Source organism: Streptomyces roseirectus, from assembly GCF_014489635.1.
GTDB classification, from domain to species: Bacteria; Actinomycetota; Actinomycetes; order Streptomycetales; family Streptomycetaceae; genus Streptomyces; species Streptomyces roseirectus.
This window is the reverse complement of record NZ_CP060828.1, coordinates 3,927,650-3,952,462: the sequence shown is the minus strand read 5'-3', so window position 1 is coordinate 3,952,462 and position 24,813 is coordinate 3,927,650. Positions and strand designations below refer to the sequence as shown.

The following is a 24,813-nucleotide window of genomic DNA, read 5'->3' as shown; positions in this document are numbered from 1 at the left end:
GGGCGGGTAACACGTGCGCCTGCCTAGGGGTTTGGGTGTTAGGCGGGCGTAACGCGTTACGGGTGTCAGGCGGGTGTGAGGGCGGGGACGATCCGCCACCGGCCGGTGGTGTTGGTGGCGTCCAGCCGTCCCTCTTGGGCGGCCTCCTTGAGGCGCAGGGACACCCAGGAGCGGGAGAGGCTGTGCCGGTCGCACCAGTCGGTGAAGTCCTTCGGGCCGACGACCATGCGGCCTTCGTCCTCGAACTCCGTCAGAGCCTGGGCGAACAGCCGCCGGGCCTCTTCGGGGGAGGGCTTGTGCCCGGCTTCCTGCCCGAAGATCGGGGTGTCGTCGCCGGGTTCGTCGCCGGGGAGTTCGGTCTCGGGGTCGATACCGGCGTCTTCCGGGTCGACGAGCAGACCGGCCGGCTCCATGGCGTCCTCCTCGGTGGCGCGTGGCGCGGCCGGCTGCGGGCCGGTGCCGCTGTCGGTGGTGCGGCCGGTGTAGGCGCGGCCCGCGACCGAGGCGGCGGCGCCAGCGGTGACGGGGTCGGCGGTGGCACCGTGGTGCTGTGCCCACGCGGCCAGTTGCTCCATGACGGGCACGGTGCGCGGGGTGAAGCGGAAGGTGCGTCCCGGGGAGGCGTACCGGTCCTCGGGGATGCCCGGGGAGACCACGTAGCAGTAGCCAGGACGCCGGTTGCCCCATGCTCCGGGGTGCGCGCCGGCGTCGATGACGGTCTCCGGCAGCGCGAACCCTTCGTCGCGAGGGTCGCAGCCCAGGGCGATCACGGACGGGAGGGAGGCGCGGGTGGAGGTGGACATCTGGTCGTAGGACGGCCGCTGAAGCGACACGAAGATGGCCGCACCGGCCGAACGGGCTTCCTGCGTCATCCCCGTGAACACGTCGTCCCCGAGGTTGCGCAGGGTGTTGGCGGATTCCTCGAACCAGCCGATCAGGAACGGCATCCCCGCGCACCCGCACGCCGTGCCGTCCGGGCGGCAGGAATGCCCGGGGTCGTGCTGTGCCTGCGCCGCCTCGGGGACCCACTGGCGGTAGCCGTGGGCACCGAGCCAGCGGGTCCGGGCCGGAATGACGGCTTCGACGGCGGCCACCATGACCTCTGTCGGGCTGCCGCCCTCGACACCCCAGTCCAGTCCCGCGCGGAGCGGGGCGAAGTCCTGGAACGCCTTGGGATCGGAGAACCACACGATCACGTCCCGGCGGGAAAGGATCTCCGTCAGAAGGTTCAGCGCGGCATCCCCCTTGCCGGAACCCGTGCCGCCCGCGATCAGGACGTGGGTGGAGTTGCGTCCCGCGTCCGGGTCACCGGGAAGCCACATGACCAGCGGCGCACCGTCGTCGTAACGGCCGATGACCAGCGGATCGGCGATCGACCCCCCGAGGTTGGAGGGGCCTTCCCACTCGACGACCTCCGACAGCATGTCCTCGGGGACGATGACCAGCTCCCCGCGCCGCACGGAGTCCGGGTCCGGGGTGTAGCGCACGGCAGCCTTCGGCAGATCGAGCGCGGACGCGATCCGCGCCAGCGCCTTGGCGACGTCGTCGTTGGTCTGCTCTCCCGGCTGCAACGCGAGCGGTGCGGTGACCCGGTTGGGCTCCACCTTCGCCGCGCCGATCTTCGCCCGCGCGAGCCCGACCTTCTCCAGCAGGCCCCCGTCCGAACTCCCGGCGGTGCCTTCGGAGTTGTGGCGCATGATCATGCGCACGTTCCACGACAGCGCCATGGCCGGTCCGCCCATCAGGAACAGGTCGTCGACCGGTCCGGCCGTCGGTCCGGCCAGGCAGGCGGCGGTCACCCAGGCCGATCCGGCGGCCACGGTGACGGCCGAGTGCAGACGGCGCTGCTTGCTGATCCCTTTGCCTGCCGCCCACGCCACGCCGGTCAGAGCGACCGAGGTGAGGGTGAGGCCGACGCCGCCCGCCGCGCTGTCGGGCCACCGCTGGTGTCCGACGACTCCGGCCAGGCCGGTGGCGACCCAGCCCAGCCACGGCGGCAGATACGGCTTGGCCCGGTTCAGCAGGTAGGCGCCGACGCCGCCGCCCGCACCCTCGTTCGTGAAGGCGGGGACACTGAGGGGGTAGGCCCGGCCTTCCTGGTCAGTCCACTGGTGAGCCATGGCTCAACCTCCTTACTGCTGAGCCCAGTTCATGACCGGCTGCTGAGGCTTGCGGGCACGGTGACGGACGCGGTTGATCTCTTCCTCGAACTCCTGCTGGAAGGCCGAGTAGCAGGCGGCGGCGTTCTTCGCCGCGTCCCGCAGGGCGTCGGCGGACTTGCGCATCTTGCGGGACACCTTCCGGGCCCGGATGCGCGAGCCGAACGCACGGCCCTCCGGGTCCGGAACGGCGGACAGCACACTGTCGAGGATCTCGGCGGCCATGGCCACCTCGATGGACAGCGTCACGCCCGCCGCCCGCAGGGTGTTGCAGTAGTTGCGCACCTGCGCCGGGGACCCGAACTCCGGGGAGGGCAGCAGGGAACCGGCGTGCGCGTGGCCACCGCCGCCGCGCGCCGTGGTCTTGTTGTTGTTGACGGTGACGCTGATCGGCGGGACGAACGAGCCGCCCATCGCACCGACGAACCCGCCCACGGCGGCGCCCGCGTTGGCGAACTTGGCGCCCTTGTCCTGCGGGGTCGCGCCGGAGCGGCCGTTGGCCGACGCCTGCCGACGCTGGTCGTTCGTCGGCGCCTGCCTGCGCTGGCCGTTGGTGGACTGAGCCATCAGATGCTCTCCTCAGAACGGGCCGGACGGGGACCAGCGAAGAACCACACGGTCTGCACGGCGATCAGCGTCAGCAGCCACAGCAGAGGCAGGGGCCCGGCGAGCGGCCCGAAGCCGGCCGCGAGGCACAGCCACACCGCCGCGAGGGTGGCCAGCGCCGCCAGACCGGCACGCCACAGGACGACCGAGCCCTTCGCGGGACGACGCCGCTGCACGACCCACAGCCACACCAGCGGGGCGAGCGCCAGCGGGGTGAGCAGGAGGGACGACCACCACGCCAGCAGGTGAAGCGCGCCCGCGAGGGGCAGCGCCGTAAGGGCGAGGGCGGTGGGGGCGAGGGTGCGGCGGGCCCGCCACAGGGCGCGTCCGGCAGCGCCGGCCAGCAGGCGGGTGAGGGTGGGTCGTTCGGGGACGACGATGACGACCTGTTCCCCTCGCCGGCCGCGCTGGCGGGGGATGTGGAGGGTGTGGACGCCGGCGGCCGTTTTCACGGTCCGGGCACGGGTACGGCTGGACATGGGCAAGGCTCCCCTTGCTCGCAGGAAGCAGGCCCCGGACACCCACGGCCAAGCGGATGTGTCCGGGGCCTGCGCGGTGGAAAGCGCTGTTCAGACGCGGTGACGGGGATGCACGGCAGCTATCTCCTGCCGATGACGAGTGATCAACTCCCCGGGTCTGCGCGGCCGGTCTGCGAGGGTTCCGCTCGCGGTCGGCTCTCCGGGTCTGCTTCACTGGTGTCGACTGCTTCCGGCAGTCGCAACGAGGGCCAGCCCACTTACCCTGGGCTGGCCCTCATTGGTGTGTGCCGGGGGCAGGGCTTACGCGTCGGCGCCCTCGGAATCGACCAGCGCCGCGTACGCCTTGCGCACCCGCTCCTCCTTCGCGGAGAAACCGGCCGCGCGGTACGCGGCCAGCGCACGCCGGTAGCTGAGCGGGGGGTTCTCCGAGTGCCGCAGCCAGCGCAGGACGACAGTGAGCTGAGCCTCACTCAGCGACTCACCGGGCTGCGGGGTGCCGACCCCGGCCACGGCCGCCGCCTCAGCCAGCCCCGACAGATCCGCCGGACCGGCCGCGTCCTCGCTGTCGTGAGGCGGGGGAATCTCATCGGGCGGGGACACGGGGCCGACCTGCGGGGACACAGGGGACACGGGCAGGGACACACCTGGGGACACGGCCGGGGACACGCCGGGGGACACGGCGGGTGTGTCCCCGCCGGACCACTCGCCCAGCACGCGGGCCAGGTCGTCGTCCGAGAACAGCGCCGGGATCTCCGCAACGGCGTCCGCGCCGTCCACGGGGCTCTTGTCGGCAACCCTCGCCAGAGCTGCCGCCGCCTTGTGGCGCGTCTTCTGCGCCTTGCCGCGTGCCTTGCGCTCCTCGCGGTCGAGGGCGGCGGCGGTGGTCTGCCGGTCGGCCTTGGCACGGGTGACCGCCCGGCCCACGGCCACCTGGTCGCGGGTCGCGCTGCGGACCGCGTCGATCTGGCTCTGCGCGGCGGGCGAGATGCGGGTGGCGTCCCGCTCAACCGCCATGATCAGGGTGGCTTTGGCGGCGGCGGGGACGATCGCACCGATGACAGCGACGACCGTCGTGGCGTCCATCAGGCCGTGGGTGACCAGCACGCAGACCGAGGTGACCAGGAACAGCCACCCCAGCACCGAGGGCAGGGTGCCGCTCGAGCCCTGCCGACGGTGCGCGGTCTCCATGGCCAGCGCGTACAGCCACACCGCGTCATAGATCCCCGCCACGGTGTAGGCGAGCGGGGCGGGGGCCTGGCGGGAGAGGATCTCCCCGACCGCGTACACGGTCCAGCCCAGCGACAATCCGGTCAGGGCGGCGGGCAGACCCCAGTGGGCCGCACGCCGGGCGTGCGTCTTCCAGTCCATGAGTTCACTCCGATTCTCGGAAGTCCTCGGGGTATGCGCACGGCACGCACAGCCCGAGGGAGCGGGGGATGACGTAACCGGCGTCGGCGCGGCACTGCGGGCAGGTGCGCCGCGCCCGCATCGCGCAGGCCAGCGCACGCCACCTGCCCTCGGTCATCGGCCGCACCGGCAGCGCGAGATCGAGCCGGTAGAGGTAGGCCACCAGCGGGCCCCGCCGGTAACGCGGACGCAGGACCTGCGCGGCGACCGGCTGACCACCCGGGCGAAGCCCACGGGCCCGTAACTGCCGGCGGGTGGCGAACCCATCGGGCGCGTACCGCCACGGGTACGTCGGGACCCCGAAGCGGGCGCCGTCGGGGTCGAAGCACTTGGCCGGCGCCGCCATCAGACCGACGCCCGGGCCTGCTCGGTGTGGGGAAGGTCGGCGTAACCGACCAGTTCCAGTTCCGCGCCCGCGTACTCGGTGAACACGCTCATCGACACGTAGCCGTCGAACTCGCGGTACGTCACACCGTCCGGGGCGATCCCGAGGACCTCCCGCCACGCCTCGAAGTCGGCGGGACTGCGGTGCAGGCTCAGCTCCAGCCGCTCCGGGTAGATGGCCGAGACGCCGATCGTCGGGGCGGGAAGATGCGCGTAGTCCAGGGCCAGCATCCGCACCGCCCGCAGCGGAGCGGCAAGGCCGTCCAGCGTCACCACGCCGTTCATGCCGCAACCCCCCGCCGCGCCGCACGGCGCCGGGAGAGGGGGACCACGTCGAACAGCTCCGGGTGCTCCTCGATCACCCGCGCGGCCAGACGGACCAAGTCGTCCGGCAGGGTGGCGAAGTCGGGGTCGGACAGAATGTCACGCGCCGCGTCCAACCGCGCCGCCCGCTCCACCTCGCTCTCGCCCTCCACCCCCAGCCACAACTCCAGCGGCGTACCCAACGCCAGCTCCGCGAACTCCGAGACGCTGAGCGCCTGTTGCCCGGCAACGATGCACTTCATGGGTCGGTTTCTCCTTCGACCGGAAACGGCCCGAACGCACCCGGAGACACCTCAACGGGGCGCGCGCCGTGAAGAACCCGCACCGGGACCGGCACGGGCGGGACCTGCGAAGAGTCCTCATCAAACGGCCAGGCCACCGACACGAACGCCGGCTTCCTGGCCGCATGACGAGTGACGGGAAAGCCCGCCACTGTCGTCTCGCGGTTCCCGTATGCGCCTCGCTCCGCCTCCTCTTGGCCGGCGCGCGGTCACCGCGCCACTCAGTCGTCACTCGCTGAGTGGTTGCTCCCTGGATGCCATGGGCTGGGTGCGGCCCAACCACCGGGGTCCCCGCGATCCGGTCCCTGGGTCCTACGCCCGAGGGTCAGACCAGCGGCTTAGCCGATGACACCGATCGATCCGTGAAGACGGCGGACTTTTCACGTCTCCCCTGCCGCTCGGACCGCGTGTAAGCGAACCCGGCGGGACCGTTCTGAATGCGCACTACGAGCGGGATGCGATCCCGCTTTCTGGTGCGCACCAGTAGGTTGGCATCTGGTGCGCACCAGAGTCAAGGTGGTTCGCCGATCCGATCCGCGAACGCCCTTCCTGGCGCACTCTCAGGAGACAGTTCGAGACAGGGGTTTCGGCAGCCAACAGCCCTTAACCCCAGTCCTGTTAACCCCTGTTGACCTGCGGCGACGTGAGGCACCATGGGAGGGGAAGTGAACGGAACCAACGCCGGACGGTGGCCTGTGAGTTCAGGACTTCGGGAAGCGCGCGCGGCGCGTGGCTGGTCTCAGGAGCGACTGATTCGCGAGATCGAGCAGTGGGCGCGTCGCCACCTTGTCGACGTCGCATCGACCGCGAGCCTGCGCGTGTACGTGTCGGAGTGGGAGAACGGCAAGCGCGCCATCTCCGACCGGTACGCGGAGATCCTGCGTAACGTCCTGGGCGCCACGGACACGGAGTTGAGGGGCGCCACGGCCGTCGCGGCGACGCCGATGGCGGACGGCTATGACGACTTGCTCAGCATGATCGATGCGGCGGAGAGCCTGGGTGACTCCATGGTGAGCGCCTTCAACGCCCAGACGGAACTACTGCGCACGATGGACCGGCAGCGGGGCGCGGCCGGTCTCATCGACCAGATGACGGGGCACCTCACGGCCCTTGAGGACGCGCTGAACTTCGCCGTACTGCCCAGCGCGCGCCGACCGGTCGCGCTGGCACTCGCCGGGGCGTCGACCCTCGCCGCATGGCAAGCGGTCGACTCCGGGGCGGTCGAACGGGCATGGCGCCACTACGAACTCGCGAAGCGAGCCGCGCGGGACGCTGAGGCCCCGATGTATCTCGCGCACGCCATGGGGGAACAGGCATTCGTCCTCAGTGAAGCGGGACGGCCGGCGCTCGGAGTGGAGTTGGCGCGTGAGGCGCAAAGCACTCTCGGGGGGAATGGATCTCCCAGACTTCGCGCATGGCTCCATGCGACCGAGGCGGAATTGTGCGCGCATTCCGGAATGGAAGATGAAAGCCGTAGGGCCTTGGACAGGGCGGCAGCTCTGATTCCCGGCGGGCCCGAGGATCGCGACCCTGACATGTTGAGTATCTTCCTCAACGAATCACACCTCACTCGATGGCGAGGAAACATCCTCGCCTTCCTCGGGGACGTGGATGCTTTGGCCAGCCTCTACGACGCGGTGAAGTCGATGGACCCTACCTTTGTGCGGGCGCGCGCTGGGCTGCACACAGACTTGGCCCAAGCCCACCTCGCACGCGCCGAATACGACGACGCGCACAACCACTTGAGGCAAGCGAAGTTGCTGGCGAGCCGCACCGGTTCGGTGCGGCAGCGCCGACGCGTCGACTTGCTCAGCGAGCGGCTGTGACGCCCTGCTTTCCTCTAGTAGCGAGGATGTGCAGCAGCGCAACGAGCGTGCCGGACCCCAGCAATTCGCCGCGCGCCATGAGCCCCGGAATATCGGCCAACGGAACCCATTCGATGTGGCCGGCTTCTTCGAGATCCGTCGGTTCGCCGACCTTTTTCGCACCGTAGGCAACGAAGATTTCGTGCGGCGAATCCACCATGCCGACCATCGGTTGATAGGTCACGACGTGCTCAACAGAATTTGGTCGCCACCCTGTTTCCTCGACGACCTCCCGCATCGCGGTTTCCGCCGCTTCCTCGCCAGCGTCCACGATGCCGCCGGGGAGTTCCCACCCGAACCGCTGAGGGACGAACCGGTATCGCCACATCATGAGGACTCGGTCTTGATCGTCGACCACGGCTGTGATGGCGACGTGTTGCAGCTTCACCACGTGGTGCTCGAACCGCTCAACTCCGGGAGGTTCGACGTCCCAGAGTTGGAGCTTCACCCACTGGTTGTCATAGAGGTCCCGCTCACCATGGATCTGCCATGGTTCGAGCCCCTCGGGGGTCTTCACGGTCACCGCGCCGGGCACCAGGTACGAACTCCGGCCGCGAACCTCCAACGCCCCTTCGGAGACGAGACGCGCGAGCACCTGCCGAAGCGCCGTCCGGCCGATACCGAGTTCCTCCGACAGCGTGCGCTCCGATGGGAACTTGTCACCGGCGGCGTACTGCCCCGAGGCAAGCCGCTCGCGAAGCGTCTCGTAGACCTTGGTCGTCTTGGGTCCCATGCGCGGAGCACTCCCCGTTCTGCGGTGGTGCGTACCAGAGTAGTCACCTAGGAACGTTCCTAGGTGATCAGCCTCCCCGGTGAGACGCGAACCACGCACGACTTCTACGCCGTCCTGGCGTCCTACCGTTGTTGAGGTGGGCCCGGGCGGCTTCGGTGAATGCCTGCACCGCGTTCACTAGGTCCAGATGGTCGTGGTGGTTTTCATCGGGAGCAGGGATGCCATCGAGCAGGTCGAAGAGGGTGTGAGGAACTTCGCCCCTGAGGGCGCCTACGTGCACGTTGTGGGCAGCGTTCCCGATGCGGTAGACGATCTCTGCGATGTGCTCTGGACCTTCGAGTTCGGCAACGGCTGCGGCCATTCGTAACGGCTCGATCGGCACCTCAGCTCGGATGCGGCATGCCTGACGGTCAGCCGCTTCTCGTCTTTCCCTCGGCGGGTAGGAGATACCCAATCGGTCACAGGCTCGTAGCGAGCACTCTCCCCAGTTGGTTTGACGAACGTAGCTGTTGGCTGCCCCGAGAAGGGCAGCGTAGGCGTCCCGTTGGTGTTGGCGTCGCACTGCCTCCACGGGGCCCTGATAGGCGCCTCGCCCTTGGGTGCGACCAGCGCCGTACGCGGCTGCGGCGGCGAGGAGGGTAACGGGGGTGGATATGAGAGCGGCTGTAATGGTGGGGTCCATGGGCTGTGGTCTTCCCCTGCTTAGGGTGCAGGAGTCTCCGAAAGGCAGAAAGCCCATCTGGAACAGCACCCTCCGGACTGACCGTTGGACGACATGTGGACGGCGAGAGCAATGGACCGCTCCCTCATGTGCGTCCATGCAGGTCACGCGGGATTTTTCAACGCGAACTCCGGTGGACTGTAAATCTGCCGGCTCAGCCTTCCCAGGTTCGAATCCTGGCGCCGCCACACGGGAACGTAAGGGCCCGTGACCCACTCAAGCAGTGGGTCACGGGCCCTTCGTCATGAGGGTGCGCCGTGACGGCTCATGAAGAAGATCACATGCTGTTCCCTGAGGCACACTGACCTCATGTCCAGCCGCCGCAGAACCTGCCCCGAGTGCCGTCGAGAGATCGCCGTCGTCGCCGGACGGTTCGCCCGGCACGACCCGCCCGGCGCTCGCGAGGCGGGCGAACTCGTCTCGTGCCCCGGCTCCCGCAGGCCCGCCCAACTCGGCGCCGCCCAACCGTCGTTGGACGGCTTCACGCTCCCCGACTTCCCGGGCCAGCTCCCGCTGTTCTGACCCGCCCTGCGCCGGCCCGCCCCGTTCGGACCCGCCTCCGACCCGCACCCTCAGCCGTACAACGCCCCTGAGGCCCCGTCAGTTCCCCGCGACCGACTTCACCGCCACCGAGACCGGCGTGGAACCCCCCACCAGCTCCAGCGTCAGTCCGGCCGTCGCCGGCGTCTCCAGCAACTCCGCGAGCACGGCGGCCACATCGTCGCGAGGGATCATGCCGCGCCCCGTACGCGCCTCCAGGCGGACCAGCCCGGTCCCGGCGTCGTCGGTGAGGCCGCCGGGCCTCAGGACGGTCCAGTCGAGCGCGTCCAGCCCGCGCACGTACGCGTCCGCGGCGCCCTTGGCGCGCTGGTAGACGTCGAACACGTCGTCCCCGGCGTGGTCGGGGTCCGCGCCCAGCGAGGAGACGACGAGGAACCGGCGCACGCCCGCGCGTACGGCAGCGTCGGCGAACAGGACCGCCGCGCCCTTGTCGACGGTGTCCTTGCGGGCCGCCCCGCTGCCCGGACCCGCGCCCGCCGCGAACACGGCGGCGTCGGCGTCCCGCAGGACCTCGGCGACCTCCTCGACGGACGCCGACTCCAGGTCCAGGACGACCGGTTCGGCACCGGCCGCCCGCAGTGCGTCCCCCTGCTCGGCCTTGCGGATGATCCCCGCGACCTCGTCCCCGCGCGCGGCGAGCAACCGCTCCAGCCGCAACGCGATCTGACCATGACCTCCGGCGATGACAATGCGCATGTCTTCGACCGTACGCCCGGCGAGTCCCGCCCGCCGCACAGCTCCCAACAAGTGTGACGGTCAGAAAATATGCACACCAGGCGTCACGCCAACCTTCACGCCACCTGTCGCGCCGGCCCTCACGACACCTCCCCCCGCCCCTGCCGAGGCAGCCCCAACTCCGCCGCCGCAGCCGAATTGCAGTACTCCCGCACCGCACTCGTCCGAGCCACCACCCGCCCCCGGTGAATCACGATCCGGCTGTACGCGAGCGACAGCGCCCCCGCCAGCCGCTCCCCCCGAACCGCCAGCAACTCGGCCGGAAACCCTGCCTCCACCCGCACCTCGGGCAACCCGAGCACCGCACGCGCGGACGCGCTGACGGCGTCGTACGCGTCCTCGGGACGCAGCCCTTCACGGGAGGCCAGCAGATACGCGGCCTCCAGCGGATCCCCCCGCCCCACCGGGTTGGAGACGTCCCGCAGCGCGCCGCTCCCCGCGGCGACCCGCACCCCCGCCGCCCGCAGGAACCGCACAGGAGCCGCCCCACGGCCCGTCACGGCCCCACAGGAGCCCTGGGGGAGACAGACGACGGTGACGCCCGCGGCGGCGAGCTGATCGGCCGTACGGGAGGCGTGCTCGGCGGGCAGCGCGCCGCACGGACCGAGCGTGACGCCGGGCCGCAGACCCCCGCACTGCGCGGCGAGGCGGGCGAGCCGGCCGGGGTCGGCCGCGTCGGTGTGCAGGTCGACCGGGCAGCCGTGCTCGGCGGCGACCTCCAGGACGGCCTCGACGTACCCCGTCGGATCCGGGTCGAGGTCGGGACAGCCGCCCACCACCGAGGCGCCCATCTTGAGCGCGTCCCGCAGCATCGCGAGCCCGTCCGCGCCGGCCACCCCGGTCAGCAGCCGGGGCACCGCGACCGTCGTCAACTCGGCGAGCCCGCGCAGCGAACGGCGCGCCTGGAGGACGGCGCCCAGCGCGCCGAGCCCCTGGACGTCGCCCACGCGTACGTGCGCGCGCATGGCCGTCGATCCGTGGCCGAGTTGCAGGAGGGCCGCTTCGGTGGCACGCCGCTGGACGTCCTCGGGGGCGTACGACACGGGGCCGTCCGTGTCGGCGGACAGGGCGGTGTCCGCGTGGGCGTGCGGTTCGGCGGGGGCGGGCAGCAGGAGGTAGCCGGAGAGGTCCACGCGCGACCCGCGCGCGGGGGCGACGGTCAGACTGCCCGCCGTGCCGACCGCCTCGATCCGCCCGCCGCCCAGCCGGACGTCCACGGTCCGGCCGTCGGTGAGCCGGGCGCCGCACAGCAGGAGGGCCGACGGGTCCTGCTGCCCGCCGGAGGGTGACGAAGGGGACGGCTGCGGCTGACTGTCGGGCATCGCGCTCCAGGGGCTCCGGGGTGACAGAGGAAGATCACGCAGAGTGAGTCGAGCCTAGGGCGGTCGTACGACCGTGTCAGGGAGGGACGAAATAGTCATACCGGTGTGGTCCGCCGTGCGGGGGAGGGCTCCGAGGCCCTTGTGACAGGCCGGAATCCGGGCCCGCACAGGGCTGGACAACGGATTTGGGTGAACGCCCGGGGAGCGTGTAATGTCTTCCTCGCTCGCCCCAATAGCTCAGTCGGTAGAGCGTCTCCATGGTAAGGAGAAGGTCTACGGTTCGATTCCGTATTGGGGCTCTGGTGAGGGAGGTTCCCGTCGCAAGGCGGGAACGGACCTCATCACAGCGGTGTAGCTCAGTCGGTAGAGCAAGCGGCTCATAATCGCTGTGTCACCGGTTCAAGTCCGGTCACCGCTACGAACAGTAGCCGATTGCGGGGTCGGTCCTTCAGTCGGCTACTCTTTCTTGCGTTAAATCATCCCATCCGTTCGTCAAGGAGCACTCACGTGGCTGCCACCGACGTCCGCCCGAAGATCACGCTGGCCTGCGTGGAGTGCAAGGAGCGGAACTACATCACCAAGAAGAACCGGCGTAACAACCCGGACCGACTGGAGATGAAGAAGCACTGCCCGCGTTGCAACGCGCACACCGCGCACCGCGAAACGCGATAAATCAGGCTCGTACGTGAGGCCGTCCCCGAGAGATCGGGGGCGGCCTCACGTCGTTCACCAGGCAGTACCGGTCAGTAGAGCGATCAGAGAGGTGCCGGGCCATGGCGCTCGACCAGTCCTTCGTGGGGCGGACCTACCCGCCCACCGAGCCCTACGAGGTGGGCCGGGAGAAGATCCGCGAGTTCGCGGTGGCGGTCGGTGACGACCATCCCGCGTACACGGACCCCGAGGCCGCGAAGGCGCTCGGCCACCCCGATGTGATCGCTCCGCCGACCTTCGTGTTCTCCATCACGTTCAAGGCCGCGGGGCAGGTCGTCGAGGATCCCCAGCTGGGCCTGGACTACAGCCGTGTCGTGCACGGTGACCAGAAGTTCGCCTACGTCCGTCCCGTGCGCGCGGGCGACAGGCTGAGCGTGACCACCACCATCGAGGCGATCAAGTCGATGGCCGGCAACGACATCCTGGACATCCGCGGCGAGGTCCACGACGAGGCCGGCGAGCACGTCGTGACCGCCTGGACGAAGCTCGTGGCCCGCGCGGTCGCCGAGGAGGCGTGAGGAATCCCATGACGGCGAAGATCGCTTACGACGACGTCGAGGTCGGCACCGAACTGCCCGCGCGGTCCTTTCCCGTGACGCGCGCCACGCTCGTGCGGTACGCGGGCGCCTCCGGGGACTTCAACCCCATCCACTGGAACGAGAAGTTCGCCAAGGAGGTGGGCCTCCCGGACGTCATCGCGCACGGCATGTTCACCATGGCCGAGGCGGTCCGTGTCGTCACCGACTGGGCCGGCGACCCGGGCGCGGTCGTCGACTACGGCGTGCGCTTCACCAAGCCGGTCGTCGTCCCCAACGACGACGAGGGCGCGGTCATCGAGGTCACCGGCAAGGTCGGCGCCAAGCTCGACGACAACACCGTCCGCGTCGACCTGGTCGTCACCAGCGCCGGACAGAAGGTCCTCGGGATGCCCCGGGCGGTCGTCCGCCTGGCCTGACGGGCACGCGCGCGTACGGCGAGGTAAGGGGCGTTCTCCAGGGCGAGACGCCCCTTACGTGTGCCCGGCGTTGTCAGTGCCGTCTCGTAGGCTTGGCCGCGTGCTCGAACTTCTGGACGCTCCGCTCGCCCCGCTGACCACGTTCCGGCTCGGGGGCCCCGCCGCCCGGCTGGTGACCGCGACCACCGACGCCGAGGTGATCGAGGCCGTGCGCGAGGCCGACGCCGCCGGGGCGCCGCTGCTGGTCGTCGGCGGCGGCTCCAACCTCGTCATCGGGGACAAGGGCTTCGCCGGGACGGCACTGCGGATCGCCACGCGCGGGTTCGAACTGCGGGGGACGACGCTGGAGCTGGCCGCCGGCGAGGTGTGGACCGACGCCGTCGCGCGCGTGGTGGACGCCGGGCTCGCCGGGATCGAGTGCCTGGCCGGGATCCCCGGGTCCGCCGGCGCGACGCCGATCCAGAACGTCGGGGCGTACGGCCAGGAGGTCGCCTCGACCGTCACCGAGGTCGTCGCCTACGACCGGCGCGCGGGCGAGACGGTCACGCTGACGAACGCCGAGTGCGCCTTCTCGTACCGGCACAGCCGCTTCAAGGCCGAGCCCGAGCGGTACGTCGTCCTGCGCGTCCGGTTCGAGCTGGAGGACGCGGGCGGGCTGTCGGCGCCCGTGAAGTACGCCGAGACCGCGCGGGCGCTCGGCGTCGAGGTGGGGGAGCGGGTCGGGCTCGCCGCCGCGCGCGAGACGGTGCTGAAGCTCCGCGCGGGCAAGGGGATGGTTCTCGACGCGGAGGACCACGACACCTGGTCCGCCGGTTCCTTCTTCACCAACCCGATCCTCACGGACGCCGAGTTCGCGGCGTTCCACGCGCGCGTGGGGGAGCGGCTGGGCGTCGGCACCGAGCCGCCCGCCTATCCGGCGGGGGAGGGCCGCACCAAGACCTCCGCCGCCTGGCTCATCGACAAGGCCGGCTTCACGAAGGGGTACGGCACCGGTCCCGCGCGCCTGTCCACCAAGCACACCCTCGCCCTCACCAACCGGGGCACCGCGACCACCGAGGACCTTCTCACGCTGGCCCGCGAGATCGTCACGGGCGTCGAGGCGGCGTTCGGAGTGACGCTGGTGAACGAGCCGGTGATGGTGGGCGTCAGCCTGTAGGGGGCTCAGTACGCCACCCCCACCCCCTGCTTCACCGTCCCCGCCTCCTCGATCATCGCCAGCATCGCGTGGGCCACGTCCGCCCGGCCGATGAACCTCCCCGCGCGCGGGAAGCCCCCGATCACCTTGCGGTAGACCCCGGTGACGGGCTTGTCCTGGAGGCGGGGCGGGCGGACGGACGTCCAGTCGACGGCGCTGCGGGCCACGTCCGCCTCCATCTCGCGCAGGTCGTCATAGACGGGACGCAGGACCGCCGAGACGGCGCTGCGCATGAAGCGGTCCAGCGGGCCGTCGTCGGCCGGGGCGGGGCCCACGGGGGAGGCGCTGACCAGGAGGAAGCGGCGGACGTCGGTGGACTCCATGGCCGCGAGGGCGGTGCGGGTCAGGCGGGCGGCGATGCCGGCGTCGCCGCGTCCGCGCGGGCCGAGGCCGGAGAGGACGGCGTCGCGGCCGGCCAGGGCGGGGCGCAGGGCCTCGGGGTCGGTGAGGTCGGCGCGGACGACGTCCAGGCGGGCGCCGGTCACGGGGAGGCGGGCGGGGTCGCGGACGACGGCGGTGACTTCGTGGCCCGCGTCGAGGGCCTGGCGGACGATCTCCTTGCCGATGCCTCCGGTAGCGCCGAGAACGGTGAGTTTCATGAGGGACCCCCAAGACGGAGTTGAGGTGAGTGAGTATTCACTCACCCTGTCTCCCGCTAGAGTGGGTAAGCATTCACTCACCTGTCAAGTCCCTTCCCCGAACGGATGGTCCCCATGGAGCCCAGGCCCACCCGAGCACGCATCCTCGACGCCGCCCACGACCTCATGCGTACAGCGGGGCTCGCGCGGGCCACGACCAAGGAGATCGCGCGGGTCGCCGGCTGCTCCGAGGCGGCCCTCTACAAGCACTTCGACAGCAAGGAGGAGCTGTTCGTGCAGGTCCTCAAGGAACGCCTGCCCCGGCTCACCCCCCTCCTGTCCAGCCTCGCCGCCGAGCCCGGCCGGGGGACCCTGGAGGAGAACCTGACCGGGATCGCCTTCGAAGCGGCCCTCTTCTACGACGAGAGCTTCCCGATCGCCGCCTCCCTCTACGCCGAGAACCGGCTCAAGCGGCGGCACGACGAGGCGATGCGGGAGAAGGGCACCGGCGCGCACATCCCCATCGACCTCCTGGCGACGTACCTCCGCGCGGAACAGGCCCTGGGCCGCGTCCGCCCCGACGCCGACGTCCACGCCGCCGCGTCCCTCCTCCTCGGCGCCTGCGTCCACCGCGCCTTCGCCTACGACGCCGCCGACGCCCGCCCCGACCCCTCCGCCTTCGCAGCAAGCCTCACGCGCACGCTGCTCGCGGGCATCACCGGGGACGAGGCTGCCGGGGACACCGGAACCACCGAAATCGCCGGATCAGCCGAAATCCCCGGAACGACCAGCACCGTGTAATTCCCCGTGCCCCCACTTGAGCCGCGACCCTGCTCCCATGAGGCACCCCGCATGCGCCTGAGGCTCACCGGGTTCCGCCCCCGTGTCGGCCCGCACTCCCACCGGGTCGTCCGTCCCCGCACCCCCCTGCGCCGCGTACTCCCGCCACACCCTCGTCCACATCCCCCTGAGAGCGGGCGTCCCGCCGAACTGGGGAGTGGGAGAGCTGGTCGATCTCCTCTTGGTTCCCGACTCCTACGGCCTGCGCGCTTCCAGCTGGCCCGACCTGCGGCGAAGGCTCCGCCAGGGCATCCCGCTGACTGTTCGCACCGACGAGCAGCGCACCGCGCGCGACGCGGAACGGGGACGGTCGTACCGGACGGGGCAGGAGCCGCGGCTGAGACAGGTCAGTCACGCGCGCACGTGCATCCTGACCGGCGGCAGGGAGGCCTTCGCGGGGCTCGCGGCGGAGTTCGCGTACGCCGGCTTCGGCCCCCGGCAGAAGGGCGTCGCCGAGGGCAAGCCGGTCTGCATGACGCACATCCTCGGTTCGGGCGACCACCACGAACCCGAGATCGGCGTCTGCTTCCAGGCGTATCCGCCCTACACCCACTTCAGACGCCCTTGACCCCGCCTCACGCCCTTGACCCCACCTCACACCCCCGGCCCCGAGATCCAGTCGTCCACCCCCGCCAGCAGCTTCGTCCGGGTCTCCTCCGGTGCGGCGGAGCCGCGGATCGACTGGCGGGCGAGGTCGGCCAGTTCCTCGTCGGTGAAGTCGTGGTGCCGGCGCGCGATCTCGTACTGCGCGGCGAGGCGGGAGCCGAAGAGGAGGGGGTCGTCGGCGCCGAGGGCCATGGGGACGCCGGCGTCGTAGAGGACCCGCAGGGGGACGTCCTCCGGTTTTTCGTAGACGCCGAGGGCGACGTTGGAGGCGGGGCAGACCTCGCAGGTGATCCCCCGCTCGGCGAGGCGCTTCAGGAGGCGGGGATCCTCCGCCGCGCGGACCCCGTGGCCGATCCGGGTCGCGTGGAGGTCGTCCAGACAGTCGCGGACGGACGAGGGACCGGTCAGCTCACCGCCGTGCGGCGCCGACAACAGCCCGCCCTCGCGCGCGATCGCGAACGCGCGGTCGAAGTCCCGGGCCATCCCCCGGCGTTCGTCGTTGGAGAGCCCGAAGCCGACGACGCCCCGGTCGGCGTACCGGACGGCGAGCCGGGCCAGCGTCCGGGCGTCCAGCGGGTGCTTCATACGGTTCGCGGCGACCAGGACCCGCATCCCGAGCCCCGTCTCGCGGGAGGTCGTCTCCACCGCGTCGAGGATGATCTCCAGCGCCGGGATGAGCCCGCCGAGACGGGGCGCGTACGACGTCGGGTCGACCTGGATCTCCAGCCAGCCGGAGCCGTCCCTGACGTCCTCCTCGGCGGCCTCCCGCACCAGCCGCCGGATGTCGTCGGGCTCCCTGAGGCACGAGCGCGCGGCGTCGTACAGCCGCTGGAAGCGGAACCAGCCCCGCTCGTCCGTCGCCCTGAGCTGCGGCGGCTCCCCGCTGGTCAGCGCCTCGGACAGCGCCTCCGGCAGCCGCACCCCGTACTTGTCTGCCAGCTCCAGCACGGTCGCGGGCCGCATCGAACCGGTGAAGTGCAGGTGCAGATGGGCTTTGGGGAGTTGAGAGAGATCACGTACACGCTCCATTCGCCGATACTGCCGTACTCGGGTGAGAGGCGGGTAGTCGGTTCCCTGAACGTGGTCTTGCTCGCACAGAAAAACGGGTCAGCCCACTCAAACTGAGTGAGCTGACCCGCACAGACAACGCCCTACTTCGCCTCGCCCAGCAGCTTCTGCAGCCGCGAGACACCCTCGACCAGGTCCTCGTCCCCCAGCGCGTACGACAGCCGCAGATACCCCGGCGTCCCGAACGCCTCACCGGGGACGACCGCGACCTCGGCCTCCTCCAGGATCAGCTCGGCCAGCTCCACCGAGGTGGCCGGACGCCGCCCCCGGATCTCCTTGCCGAGCAGCGCCTTCACGGACGGGTACGCGTAGAACGCGCCCTCCGGCTCCGGGCACAGCACACCGTCGATCTCGTTGAGCATCGACACGATCTTCTTGCGCCGCCGGTCGAACGCGACCTTCATCTCCTCGACGGCCGCGAGGTCCCCGGAGACCGCGGCGAGCGCGGCGACCTGGGCGACGTTGGAGACGTTGGACGTCGCGTGCGACTGGAGGTTCGTCGCGGCCTTGACGACGTCCTTGGGGCCGATGACCCAGCCCACGCGCCAGCCGGTCATCGCGTACGTCTTCGCGACCCCGTTGACGACGATCGTCTTGTCGGCCAGCTCCGGCACGACCACCGGCAGCGAGTGGAACTCGGCGTCCCCGTACACCAGGTGCTCGTAGATCTCGTCCGTCAGCACCCACAGCCCGTGCTCGGCGGCCCAGCGCCCGATCTCCTCGACCTGCGCGCGCGTGTAGACCGCGCCGGTCGGGTTGGACGGCGAGACGAAGAGTAGGACCTTGGTGTGCGCGGTCCGCGCCGCCTCCAGCTGCTCGACGGAGACGCGGTAGCCGGTCGTCTCGTCGGCGACGACCTCCACCGGGACACCGCCGGCCAGCCGGATCGACTCCGGGTACGTCGTCCAGTACGGCGCCGGGACGATGACCTCGTCGCCCGGGTCGAGGATCGCGGCGAACGCCTCGTAGATGGCCTGCTTGCCGCCGTTGGTGACGAGGACCTGGGCGGCGTCGACCTGGTAGCCGGAGTCGCGCAGCGTCTTCGAGGCGATCGCGGCCTTCAGCTCGGGCAGACCCCCGGCCGGCGTGTAGCGGTGGTACTTCGGGTTCTTGCACGCCTCGACGGCCGCTTCGACGATGTAGTCGGGGGTCGGGAAGTCGGGCTCACCCGCGCCGAACCCGATCACCGGACGCCCGGCGGCCTTCAGGGCCTTCGCCTTGGCGTCCACGGCGAGGGTCGCGGACTCGGAGATCGAGCCGACGCGGGCGGAGACCCGGCGTTCGGTGGGAGAGGAGGGAGCGCTCATACCGGCCATGTTTTCAGACCCGAAACCCGCGCGGCACGCCGGTTTCACGGACTGGGCACCCCAGAGGGAACAGACGGAACATCAGACTGAATCCGACCGCGAGCGCTTCACGTTCGACGCACGGCCCCTGAGCACGTACACTCATCCGTCGTTGGCCTTTGACAGCCGTGCCACAAGCGGTGCACACCAAGCACCCGCCTGGATACGGTAGGTTGGGGGGCACACAAAGGGTCGTAGCTCAATTGGTAGAGCACTGGTCTCCAAAACCAGCGGTTGGGGGTTCAAGTCCCTCCGGCCCTGCTACACACTCCTCAGCCGAGAGATGTGTGCGCAGGTACATACAGCTTTGCACCGCCGTGCGGCTCAGACCGGGCGCGGCACGGCCACGACCCGGGAACAGGTGAGGACGAATGGCGGATGCCGTGGGCTCCATCGACACGCCTGATGCCCAGGACGAAGCGCCTGAGAGCAAGAAGAAGGCGCGTAAGGGCGGCAAGCGCGCCAAGAGAGGCCCGCTGAAGCGTCTGGCCCTCTTCTACCGCCAGATCGTCGCGGAGCTGCGCAAGGTAGTCTGGCCGACGCGCAACCAGCTCAGCACCTACACCACCGTGGTGATCGTCTTCGTGGTGATCATGATCGGTCTGGTCACGGTGATCGACTATGGCCTCAGCCACGCCGCCAAGTACGTCTTCGGCTGAGCCGACCAGCGAAGGGCGCCGAGGAAACCGGCGCCCCTTTCGCATGTTCCACCCCTATGCAACCCAGGAAGAAGCAGCCACGTGTCTGACCAGAACCTGAACGACGACCGCGAAGCTGTCGAGACCGTCGAGTCCGTCGACGACGAGCTCGACATCGTCGAGGGCGCGGACGAGGACCTGGACGAGGTCGAGGCTGCCGACGCCGAGGCCGGCGAGGCCGCTGAAGAGGACGCCGTCCACCTCGACGAGGAAGCCCTCGAAGAGGACGGCGGCGAGGGCGAGGGCGACGAGGACGACGAGTCCGGCGGTGACGTCGAGACCGAGCCCGTCGACCCCGTCGAGGCCCTGCGCGAGGAGCTGCGCACGCTCCCCGGCGAGTGGTACGTCATCCACACGTACGCCGGTTACGAGAACCGCGTGAAGACCAACCTGGAGCAGCGCGCCGTCTCGCTGAACGTCGAGGACTTCATCTTCCAGGCCGAGGTGCCGCAGGAAGAGGTCGCCCAGATCAAGAACGGCGAGCGCAAGACGATCCGGCAGAACAAGCTGCCCGGGTACGTCCTCGTCCGGATGGACCTCACCAACGAGTCCTGGGGCGTCGTCCGCAACACCCCCGGTGTCACCGGGTTCGTGGGCAACGCGTACGACCCCTACCCGCTGACGCTGGACGAGATCGTCAAGATGCTCGCGCCCGAGGCGGAGGAGAAGGCGGCCCGTGAGGCGGCCGAGGCCGAGGGCAAGCCGGCGCCCGCGCGCAAGGTCGAGGTCCAGGTGCTGGACTTCGAGGTGGGCGACTCGGTGACGGTGACCGACGGTCCGTTCGCCACGCTGCAGGCCACGATCAACGAGATCAACGCCGACTCCAAGAAGGTCAAGGGCCTGGTGGAGATCTTCGGCCGCGAGACGCCGGTCGAGCTGTCCTTCGACCAGATCCAGAAGAACTAGCTCCTTCTGGAAGAAACGCTTCCGACCAGGTCAGGCGGGCCTTCACGGCTTGTCTGACCTGCTCGGTTTTCAGCCGCACACCTATACCCGCTATCGTTGTGCGGTATGCCTGCGTCCGGGTGATTCCCGGAGGCGGGCAGGACCCGAATCGAAAGGACCCGGAGAGCTATGCCTCCCAAGAAGAAGAAGGTCACGGGGCTCATCAAGCTCCAGATCAACGCCGGTGCGGCGAACCCCGCCCCGCCGGTCGGCCCCGCGCTCGGTCAGCACGGTGTCAACATCATGGAGTTCTGCAAGGCGTACAACGCCGCGACCGAGTCGCAGCGTGGCTGGGTCATCCCGGTGGAGATCACGGTCTACGAGGACCGTTCCTTCACCTTCGTGACCAAGACGCCGCCGGCCGCGAAGATGATCCTCAAGGCCGCGGGTGTCGAGAAGGGCTCCGGCGAGCCGCACAAGACCAAGGTCGCCAAGATCACCGAGGCGCAGGTCCGCGAGATCGCCACGACCAAGCTCCCCGACCTCAACGCCAACGACCTGGACGCCGCCGCGAAGATCATCGCCGGTACCGCGCGTTCCATGGGCGTCGTCGTCGAGGGCTGAGTCCCACCCCCTTCCCGCAAGCAGTTCAGTGGGAGGGCCTGCTCGGCCCTGACCACGACTCCAGAACACACAGGAGCAGTACATGAGCAAGCGCAGCAAGGCTCTTCGCGCTGCGGACGCCAAGGTCGACCGGGAGAAGCTGTACGCCCCGCTCGAGGCCGTCCGTCTCGCCAAGGAGACCTCCACCTCGAAGTTCGACGGCACCGTCGAGGTCGCCTTCCGCCTGGGTGTCGACCCGCGCAAGGCCGACCAGATGGTCCGTGGCACCGTGAACCTGCCGCACGGCACCGGCAAGACCGCCCGGGTCCTGGTCTTCGCGACCGGTGACCGTGCTGCCGCCGCGGAAGCCGCTGGCGCCGACATCGTCGGCTCCGACGAACTGATCGACGAGGTCGCCAAGGGCCGCCTGGACTTCGACGCCGTCGTCGCCACCCCGGACCTCATGGGCAAGGTCGGCCGCCTCGGCCGCGTGCTCGGTCCGCGTGGTCTGATGCCGAACCCGAAGACCGGCACCGTCACCCCGGACGTGGCCAAGGCCGTCACGGACATCAAGGGCGGCAAGATCGAGTTCCGCGTCGACAAGCACTCGAACCTGCACTTCATCATCGGCAAGACGTCGTTCGACGACGAGAAGCTGGTGGAGAACTACGCCGCGGCGCTGGAAGAGATCACGCGTCTCAAGCCGTCCGCCGCGAAGGGTCGTTACATCAAGAAGGCCGCGATCAGCACCACGATCGGCCCCGGCATCCAGGTCGACCCGAACCGCACCCGCAACCTCCTCGTCGAGGAGGACCCGGCCGCGGTCTGAGCCTCACCGCTCACCTCGTAGTCGGGCCGGGCCCCACACCTTCGGGTGTGGGGCCCGTTCCCTTTTCCGGGGTCTCTGTCCCGGTGTGCGGGGGCTGGGTTACCGTGCGGTCACGGAGATCGCACAGGGGTGGTGGGGCGGATGAAGCGGGCGGGGCTGTGGGCGGCGCTGGCGTTGGTGCTGGCGGGGAGCGTGGCCTGCACGACGCCGGACGAGCCCGAGGTGGCCGCGGTCCGGCCGCCGGCGGCGCTGCGCAGCGCCGAGCGGGCCACGCGCGAGGCGGCCTCGGCGAAGGTCGAGACGAGCACCGTCATGGGCAGGCTGATGTCCCTCACGGCCGAGGGCGCCGTCTCCTGGTCCGGCGGGCTCACCGGGACGCTGGTGCTGACCTACACCGGCGGGAGCGTCGCCCGGACGATGCGGGAGGCCGGGACGTCGTCCACGGAGGCCCGGTACCTGCCGGAGGCGTACTACGCGCGGATGGGCGCCGCGCTCGCGAAGTCGGCCGGCGGGCGGCACTGGGTGCGCTACGACTACGCCGACCTGGAGCGGCTGGCCGGCCGCTCGGGGGAGTACATCCAGGACCAGCTCCGGCACACCGCCCCGAACCGCTCCGTGAAGCTCCTGCTGGCCTCGCGGGACGTCCGCGAGGTCGGCCGGGAGACCGTGCGGGGGCGGCGGACGACGCACTACTCGGGCAGCGTCGACTCGGACGCCTCGCACGTGACGACCGAGCGGGTGGACGTCTGGGTGGACGAGCGGCACCTGCTGGTCAAGAAGGTGGAGAAGGGCGTCACGGCGGACGGGGCGTACAGCCAGACCGCGTACTACAGCGACTACGGCACGAAGGTCGCCGCCGAGCGGCCCCCGGCGAAGGACACCGCGGACTTCTCGGAGCTGGTGCGGGAACTGTCGGGGGGCTGAAAACGTCAGGGACGGTAAAGGAAGTCTCGGGCTAAGGTTCTTCACAGGTACATCAAATGAAGGGGAGTCGGGGGAGGCTCCTGAGGATCGTGGGGGGACTTGTGAACGTCCGGAAGACGACTGTCATGACCGGGGTGACCGCGCTGGTCCTGACCGGCGCCGTGGCCTGCGGAAACGGCGCGGACACCGTGGAGCGCACGGCGGCCCAGGTGATGGCCGCCTCGTTCAAGAAGACGGCGGAGGCGAAGTCCGCCAAGGTCAACATGACCATGTCGATGCCGAAGGGCCTGGGGGGCGACGGCAACACGACGATGACCGGTGTCATGGGCTGGGACCCGACCGTGATGGACGTCACGATGAAGGGTGACGGGCTCACCGGCGAGCCGGGCGCCCCCGAGAGCGTCCGCATGATCATGGCGAACAACGTCATGTACATGAACATGGGCTCGTCCCCGGGCCTCGGCGAGATGATGAAGGGCAAGCACTGGATCAAGCTGGACCTGGCCGCCGCGGCCAAGGCCACCGGCGACCAGGCGCTCCAGAAGCAGATGACCTCCGGCCTGGAGGACATGAACCAGAGCCCGGTGGACCAGCTCGCCCTGCTCCTCGAATCGCCGAACATCAAGCACATCGGCAGCGAGAAGATCGACGGCGTCGAGGCGGACCACTACAAGGGCCTGCTCACCGTCAAGGAGATGATGGCGTCCAACAAGTCGCTGGACGTCCTGGACTCCGCCGACCGCGACAAGCTCCTGAAGAACATCGAGAAGTCCGGCTTCACGGGCTACGACACGGACGTCTGGGTCAACAAGGACGACCTGCCGGTCCGGATGGACGTCGTGATGGACCACCCCAAGGGCGCCGTCAAGATGAGCATGAAGCTCTCCGACTACGGCGCGCAGGCCAAGGTCACGCCGCCGGCCGCCACCGACACCTTCGACCTGATGGACATGCTCAAGAACCTCGGCGACTCGCTGAAGGAGCTGGAGAACCTGGACGGGGGCGACCTCGACCTCCAGGGCCTGGAGCCGGTGCCGACGCCGTCCGCCTGAGCCGCGGGCGACCGTCGTACGACCGGATTTGCCCCGCGCGGATCCGGTCGCGTACTCTCCTTGAGAAGCCAAAGACCGCTGGTCGTTGCCGTGTGTCCGTAAGGACGTGCGGCGGCCGAAGGATCCGCTGAAGCGGACGACCCGCGCAGGTGATCGTGGAAGAGCTCCCGGAGTTCGCTGCCCGAGCGGCGTGCGAGTCCCGGTCGAGCTACGCCCCGTGCGCCTGCGCCGGGGCGTTTCGTTTTCCCCAGCCCCTTCCGAGCGGTCTCATCACCCGGAAGGAGGCCGACGCTCATGGCAAGGCCCGACAAGGCTGCCGCGGTGGCCGAGCTGACGGAGCAGTTCCGCAGCTCGAACGCCGCCGTGCTGACCGAGTACCGGGGTCTCACCGTGGCGCAGCTGAAGACGCTGCGTCGTTCGCTCGGTGAAGACGCCCAGTACGCCGTGGTGAAGAACACGCTGACCAAGATTGCGGCCAACGAGGCCGGGATCTCGACGCTCGACGACCTGTTCAACGGTCCGACGGCGGTCGCCTTCATCACCGGTGACCCGGTGACGTCGGCGAAGGGTCTTCGTGACTTCGCCAAGGACAACCCGAACCTCGTCATCAAGGGCGGTGTCCTTGACGGCAAGGCGCTGTCCGCCGACGAGATCAAGAAGCTTGCGGACCTCGAGTCCCGCGAGGTTCTGCTCTCCAAGCTGGCCGGTGCCATGAAGGGCAAGCAGTCCCAGGCTGCCTCCCTCTTCCAGGCGCTGCCGACGAAGCTCGTCCGCACCGTGGACGCTCTTCGCGCCAAGCAGGACGAGCAGGGCGGTGCCGAGTAACTCGGCTCGCATCATGACCGCCGCGTGAGGCAGCAGCCGTAGCGCGACGGTCGTAGCGGGCCGAACGCCCGCCAGACACATACATCCGGCACCTGCCGATCTAGAAGTGGAAGGAGCAGCC

29 protein-coding genes and 3 tRNA genes are annotated in these 24,813 nt (G+C 69.9%); 19 read left to right on the top strand and 13 right to left on the bottom strand.

Annotated elements, in window-relative coordinates; translation table 11 throughout:
* Window positions 1-65: 65 nt before the first annotated feature.
* The 7 genes from traB to IAG44_RS16245 all read right to left on the bottom strand — a co-directional run bounded on the left by traB (window position 66) and on the right by IAG44_RS16245 (window position 5,601).
* Window positions 66-2,120, bottom strand: a complete 2,055-nt coding sequence (gene traB / locus IAG44_RS16275; protein ID WP_187747821.1) for a plasmid transfer protein TraB — start codon at window positions 2,118-2,120, stop codon at window positions 66-68.
* 12 nt (window positions 2,121-2,132) lie between these two features.
* Window positions 2,133-2,726: a plasmid transfer protein TraA gene (gene traA, locus IAG44_RS16270; protein ID WP_187747820.1), complete on the bottom strand. Its 594-nt coding sequence runs from the start codon at window positions 2,724-2,726 to the stop codon at window positions 2,133-2,135.
* Entirely contained in the window at window positions 2,726-3,244 is a 519-nt protein-coding gene (locus tag IAG44_RS16265; protein WP_187747819.1) for a hypothetical protein, read from the bottom strand. The genes traA and IAG44_RS16265 overlap by 1 nt, the downstream gene beginning before the upstream one ends.
* 300 nt (window positions 3,245-3,544) lie before the next feature.
* Window positions 3,545-4,612 (bottom strand): hypothetical protein, encoded by a 1,068-nt coding sequence (locus IAG44_RS16260; RefSeq protein ID WP_187747818.1) that lies wholly within the window; start codon window positions 4,610-4,612, stop codon window positions 3,545-3,547.
* A gap of 4 nt (window positions 4,613-4,616) precedes the next feature.
* On the bottom strand, window positions 4,617-4,997 hold the full coding sequence (locus IAG44_RS16255) for an RRQRL motif-containing zinc-binding protein (protein ID WP_187747817.1): 381 nt from the start codon (window positions 4,995-4,997) through the stop codon (window positions 4,617-4,619).
* Window positions 4,997-5,320 (bottom strand): hypothetical protein, encoded by a 324-nt coding sequence (locus tag IAG44_RS16250; protein ID WP_187747816.1) that lies wholly within the window; start codon window positions 5,318-5,320, stop codon window positions 4,997-4,999. Before IAG44_RS16250 ends, IAG44_RS16255 begins: the two co-directional genes overlap by 1 nt.
* On the bottom strand, window positions 5,317-5,601 hold the full coding sequence (locus IAG44_RS16245) for a hypothetical protein (protein WP_187747815.1): 285 nt from the start codon (window positions 5,599-5,601) through the stop codon (window positions 5,317-5,319). The genes IAG44_RS16250 and IAG44_RS16245 overlap by 4 nt, the downstream gene beginning before the upstream one ends.
* A 734-nt stretch (window positions 5,602-6,335) precedes the next feature.
* Between IAG44_RS16245 and IAG44_RS16240 the strand changes: the two genes are divergently transcribed.
* Entirely contained in the window at window positions 6,336-7,466 is a 1,131-nt protein-coding gene (locus IAG44_RS16240) for a helix-turn-helix domain-containing protein (RefSeq protein WP_484604778.1), read from the top strand.
* On the opposite strand, the gene IAG44_RS16235 is transcribed toward IAG44_RS16240, so the two are convergent.
* Window positions 7,450-8,238 carry an NUDIX domain-containing protein gene (locus IAG44_RS16235; RefSeq protein WP_187747814.1) on the bottom strand — a complete coding sequence of 263 codons (789 nt, stop codon included), beginning with the start codon at window positions 8,236-8,238 and terminating at the stop codon, window positions 7,450-7,452. The two genes, IAG44_RS16240 and IAG44_RS16235, sit on opposite strands and share 17 nt — an antisense overlap.
* A gap of 187 nt (window positions 8,239-8,425) precedes the next feature.
* Here IAG44_RS16235 and IAG44_RS16230 point away from each other — a divergent pair, with 187 nt between their 5' ends.
* Window positions 8,426-8,605 carry a hypothetical protein gene (locus tag IAG44_RS16230; RefSeq protein ID WP_187747813.1) on the top strand — a complete coding sequence of 60 codons (180 nt, stop codon included), beginning with the start codon at window positions 8,426-8,428 and terminating at the stop codon, window positions 8,603-8,605.
* 663 nt (window positions 8,606-9,268) lie between these two features.
* Window positions 9,269-9,481, top strand: coding sequence for a hypothetical protein (locus IAG44_RS16225; RefSeq protein WP_187747812.1), 213 nt, complete (start codon window positions 9,269-9,271; stop codon window positions 9,479-9,481).
* A gap of 78 nt (window positions 9,482-9,559) precedes the next feature.
* Here the strand turns inward: IAG44_RS16225 and IAG44_RS16220 are convergent, their stop codons facing one another.
* Window positions 9,560-10,216: an NAD(P)H-binding protein gene (locus IAG44_RS16220; protein WP_187747811.1), complete on the bottom strand. Its 657-nt coding sequence runs from the start codon at window positions 10,214-10,216 to the stop codon at window positions 9,560-9,562.
* A gap of 119 nt (window positions 10,217-10,335) precedes the next feature.
* Entirely contained in the window at window positions 10,336-11,577 is a 1,242-nt protein-coding gene (locus IAG44_RS16215; protein ID WP_187747810.1) for an amidohydrolase family protein, read from the bottom strand.
* Between the two features lie 226 nt (window positions 11,578-11,803).
* Here IAG44_RS16215 and IAG44_RS16210 point away from each other — a divergent pair.
* From IAG44_RS16210 to IAG44_RS16185, 6 genes are all read left to right on the top strand, one after another.
* A tRNA-Thr gene (locus tag IAG44_RS16210) sits at window positions 11,804-11,876 on the top strand.
* Window positions 11,877-11,922: 46 nt separating this feature from the next.
* Window positions 11,923-11,995: transfer RNA gene (locus IAG44_RS16205), tRNA-Met, on the top strand.
* Between the two features lie 89 nt (window positions 11,996-12,084).
* Complete coding sequence (gene rpmG, locus IAG44_RS16200; protein WP_003948671.1) at window positions 12,085-12,249, top strand: 50S ribosomal protein L33; 165 nt, start codon at window positions 12,085-12,087, stop codon at window positions 12,247-12,249.
* A 101-nt stretch (window positions 12,250-12,350) separates the two neighbouring features.
* On the top strand, window positions 12,351-12,806 hold the full coding sequence (locus IAG44_RS16195) for a MaoC family dehydratase N-terminal domain-containing protein (RefSeq protein WP_187747809.1): 456 nt from the start codon (window positions 12,351-12,353) through the stop codon (window positions 12,804-12,806).
* An 8-nt stretch (window positions 12,807-12,814) separates the two neighbouring features.
* Complete coding sequence (locus tag IAG44_RS16190; RefSeq protein WP_187747808.1) at window positions 12,815-13,243, top strand: MaoC family dehydratase; 429 nt, start codon at window positions 12,815-12,817, stop codon at window positions 13,241-13,243.
* Window positions 13,244-13,343: 100 nt separating this feature from the next.
* Window positions 13,344-14,399 (top strand): UDP-N-acetylmuramate dehydrogenase, encoded by a 1,056-nt coding sequence (locus tag IAG44_RS16185; RefSeq protein ID WP_187747807.1) that lies wholly within the window; start codon window positions 13,344-13,346, stop codon window positions 14,397-14,399.
* 5 nt (window positions 14,400-14,404) lie between these two features.
* Here IAG44_RS16185 and IAG44_RS16180 read toward each other — a convergent pair whose 3' ends face one another.
* On the bottom strand, window positions 14,405-15,037 hold the full coding sequence (locus IAG44_RS16180; RefSeq protein WP_187747806.1) for an NAD(P)-dependent oxidoreductase: 633 nt from the start codon (window positions 15,035-15,037) through the stop codon (window positions 14,405-14,407).
* 114 nt (window positions 15,038-15,151) lie between these two features.
* Between IAG44_RS16180 and IAG44_RS16175 the strand changes: the two genes are divergently transcribed.
* Together IAG44_RS16175 and IAG44_RS16170 are read left to right on the top strand one after the other, a co-directional pair.
* A complete protein-coding gene (locus IAG44_RS16175) occupies window positions 15,152-15,817 on the top strand; it encodes a TetR/AcrR family transcriptional regulator (protein WP_187747805.1) in 666 nt (221 codons plus the stop codon).
* Window positions 15,818-15,899: 82 nt separating this feature from the next.
* Entirely contained in the window at window positions 15,900-16,424 is a 525-nt protein-coding gene (locus IAG44_RS16170) for a hypothetical protein (protein ID WP_343075738.1), read from the top strand.
* A 26-nt stretch (window positions 16,425-16,450) separates the two neighbouring features.
* Here IAG44_RS16170 and IAG44_RS16165 read toward each other — a convergent pair whose 3' ends face one another.
* Window positions 16,451-17,491, bottom strand: coding sequence for an adenosine deaminase (locus tag IAG44_RS16165; RefSeq protein ID WP_187747804.1), 1,041 nt, complete (start codon window positions 17,489-17,491; stop codon window positions 16,451-16,453).
* 122 nt (window positions 17,492-17,613) lie between these two features.
* Entirely contained in the window at window positions 17,614-18,837 is a 1,224-nt protein-coding gene (locus tag IAG44_RS16160; protein WP_187747803.1) for a pyridoxal phosphate-dependent aminotransferase, read from the bottom strand.
* 227 nt (window positions 18,838-19,064) lie between these two features.
* Between IAG44_RS16160 and IAG44_RS16155 the strand changes: the two genes are divergently transcribed.
* The 8 genes from IAG44_RS16155 (at window position 19,065) to rplJ (ending at window position 24,692) form a co-directional block, all read left to right on the top strand.
* Window positions 19,065-19,137, top strand: a tRNA-Trp gene (locus tag IAG44_RS16155).
* A gap of 110 nt (window positions 19,138-19,247) precedes the next feature.
* A complete protein-coding gene (secE, locus tag IAG44_RS16150; protein ID WP_187747802.1) occupies window positions 19,248-19,535 on the top strand; it encodes a preprotein translocase subunit SecE in 288 nt (95 codons plus the stop codon).
* A gap of 81 nt (window positions 19,536-19,616) precedes the next feature.
* Window positions 19,617-20,480: a transcription termination/antitermination protein NusG gene (nusG, locus tag IAG44_RS16145; RefSeq protein ID WP_187747801.1), complete on the top strand. Its 864-nt coding sequence runs from the start codon at window positions 19,617-19,619 to the stop codon at window positions 20,478-20,480.
* Between the two features lie 168 nt (window positions 20,481-20,648).
* The gene (gene rplK / locus IAG44_RS16140; protein ID WP_010354293.1) at window positions 20,649-21,083 is read left to right on the top strand and encodes a 50S ribosomal protein L11; all 435 of its coding nucleotides are present in this window, start codon (window positions 20,649-20,651) and stop codon (window positions 21,081-21,083) included.
* Between the two features lie 82 nt (window positions 21,084-21,165).
* Window positions 21,166-21,891, top strand: a complete 726-nt coding sequence (rplA, locus tag IAG44_RS16135) for a 50S ribosomal protein L1 (protein ID WP_187747800.1) — start codon at window positions 21,166-21,168, stop codon at window positions 21,889-21,891.
* 141 nt (window positions 21,892-22,032) lie between these two features.
* Window positions 22,033-22,815, top strand: a complete 783-nt coding sequence (locus IAG44_RS16130; RefSeq protein WP_187747799.1) for an SCO4651 family lipoprotein — start codon at window positions 22,033-22,035, stop codon at window positions 22,813-22,815.
* A 56-nt stretch (window positions 22,816-22,871) separates the two neighbouring features.
* Window positions 22,872-23,867, top strand: coding sequence for an SCO4651 family lipoprotein (locus tag IAG44_RS16125; RefSeq protein WP_484602833.1), 996 nt, complete (start codon window positions 22,872-22,874; stop codon window positions 23,865-23,867).
* Between the two features lie 294 nt (window positions 23,868-24,161).
* Window positions 24,162-24,692 (top strand): 50S ribosomal protein L10, encoded by a 531-nt coding sequence (gene rplJ, locus IAG44_RS16120; RefSeq protein WP_187747798.1) that lies wholly within the window; start codon window positions 24,162-24,164, stop codon window positions 24,690-24,692.
* Window positions 24,693-24,813 lie beyond the last annotated feature (121 nt).

Bases quoted from the DNA above. Each gene is read 5' to 3' on its own strand.
- traB (WP_187747821.1), bottom strand. From the start codon at position 2,120: ATGGCTCACCAGTGGACTGACCAGGAAGGCCGGGCCTACCCCCTCAGT.
- traA (WP_187747820.1), bottom strand. From the start codon at position 2,726: ATGGCTCAGTCCACCAACGGCCAGCGCAGGCAGGCGCCGACGAACGAC.
- IAG44_RS16265 (WP_187747819.1), bottom strand. From the start codon at position 3,244: ATGTCCAGCCGTACCCGTGCCCGGACCGTGAAAACGGCCGCCGGCGTC.
- IAG44_RS16260 (WP_187747818.1), bottom strand. From the start codon at position 4,612: ATGGACTGGAAGACGCACGCCCGGCGTGCGGCCCACTGGGGTCTGCCC.
- IAG44_RS16255 (WP_187747817.1), bottom strand. From the start codon at position 4,997: ATGGCGGCGCCGGCCAAGTGCTTCGACCCCGACGGCGCCCGCTTCGGG.
- IAG44_RS16250 (WP_187747816.1), bottom strand. From the start codon at position 5,320: ATGAACGGCGTGGTGACGCTGGACGGCCTTGCCGCTCCGCTGCGGGCG.
- IAG44_RS16245 (WP_187747815.1), bottom strand. From the start codon at position 5,601: ATGAAGTGCATCGTTGCCGGGCAACAGGCGCTCAGCGTCTCGGAGTTC.
- IAG44_RS16235 (WP_187747814.1), bottom strand. From the start codon at position 8,238: ATGGGACCCAAGACGACCAAGGTCTACGAGACGCTTCGCGAGCGGCTT.
- IAG44_RS16230 (WP_187747813.1), top strand. From the start codon at position 8,426: ATGGTCGTGGTGGTTTTCATCGGGAGCAGGGATGCCATCGAGCAGGTC.
- IAG44_RS16225 (WP_187747812.1), top strand. From the start codon at position 9,269: ATGTCCAGCCGCCGCAGAACCTGCCCCGAGTGCCGTCGAGAGATCGCC.
- IAG44_RS16220 (WP_187747811.1), bottom strand. From the start codon at position 10,216: ATGCGCATTGTCATCGCCGGAGGTCATGGTCAGATCGCGTTGCGGCTG.
- IAG44_RS16215 (WP_187747810.1), bottom strand. From the start codon at position 11,577: ATGCCCGACAGTCAGCCGCAGCCGTCCCCTTCGTCACCCTCCGGCGGG.
- IAG44_RS16195 (WP_187747809.1), top strand. From the start codon at position 12,351: ATGGCGCTCGACCAGTCCTTCGTGGGGCGGACCTACCCGCCCACCGAG.
- IAG44_RS16190 (WP_187747808.1), top strand. From the start codon at position 12,815: ATGACGGCGAAGATCGCTTACGACGACGTCGAGGTCGGCACCGAACTG.
- IAG44_RS16180 (WP_187747806.1), bottom strand. From the start codon at position 15,037: ATGAAACTCACCGTTCTCGGCGCTACCGGAGGCATCGGCAAGGAGATC.
- IAG44_RS16175 (WP_187747805.1), top strand. From the start codon at position 15,152: ATGGAGCCCAGGCCCACCCGAGCACGCATCCTCGACGCCGCCCACGAC.
- IAG44_RS16165 (WP_187747804.1), bottom strand. From the start codon at position 17,491: ATGGAGCGTGTACGTGATCTCTCTCAACTCCCCAAAGCCCATCTGCAC.
- IAG44_RS16160 (WP_187747803.1), bottom strand. From the start codon at position 18,837: ATGAGCGCTCCCTCCTCTCCCACCGAACGCCGGGTCTCCGCCCGCGTC.
- secE (WP_187747802.1), top strand. From the start codon at position 19,248: ATGGCGGATGCCGTGGGCTCCATCGACACGCCTGATGCCCAGGACGAA.
- rplK (WP_010354293.1), top strand. From the start codon at position 20,649: ATGCCTCCCAAGAAGAAGAAGGTCACGGGGCTCATCAAGCTCCAGATC.
- rplA (WP_187747800.1), top strand. From the start codon at position 21,166: ATGAGCAAGCGCAGCAAGGCTCTTCGCGCTGCGGACGCCAAGGTCGAC.
- IAG44_RS16130 (WP_187747799.1), top strand. From the start codon at position 22,033: ATGAAGCGGGCGGGGCTGTGGGCGGCGCTGGCGTTGGTGCTGGCGGGG.
- IAG44_RS16125 (WP_484602833.1), top strand. From the start codon at position 22,872: ATGAAGGGGAGTCGGGGGAGGCTCCTGAGGATCGTGGGGGGACTTGTG.
- rplJ (WP_187747798.1), top strand. From the start codon at position 24,162: ATGGCAAGGCCCGACAAGGCTGCCGCGGTGGCCGAGCTGACGGAGCAG.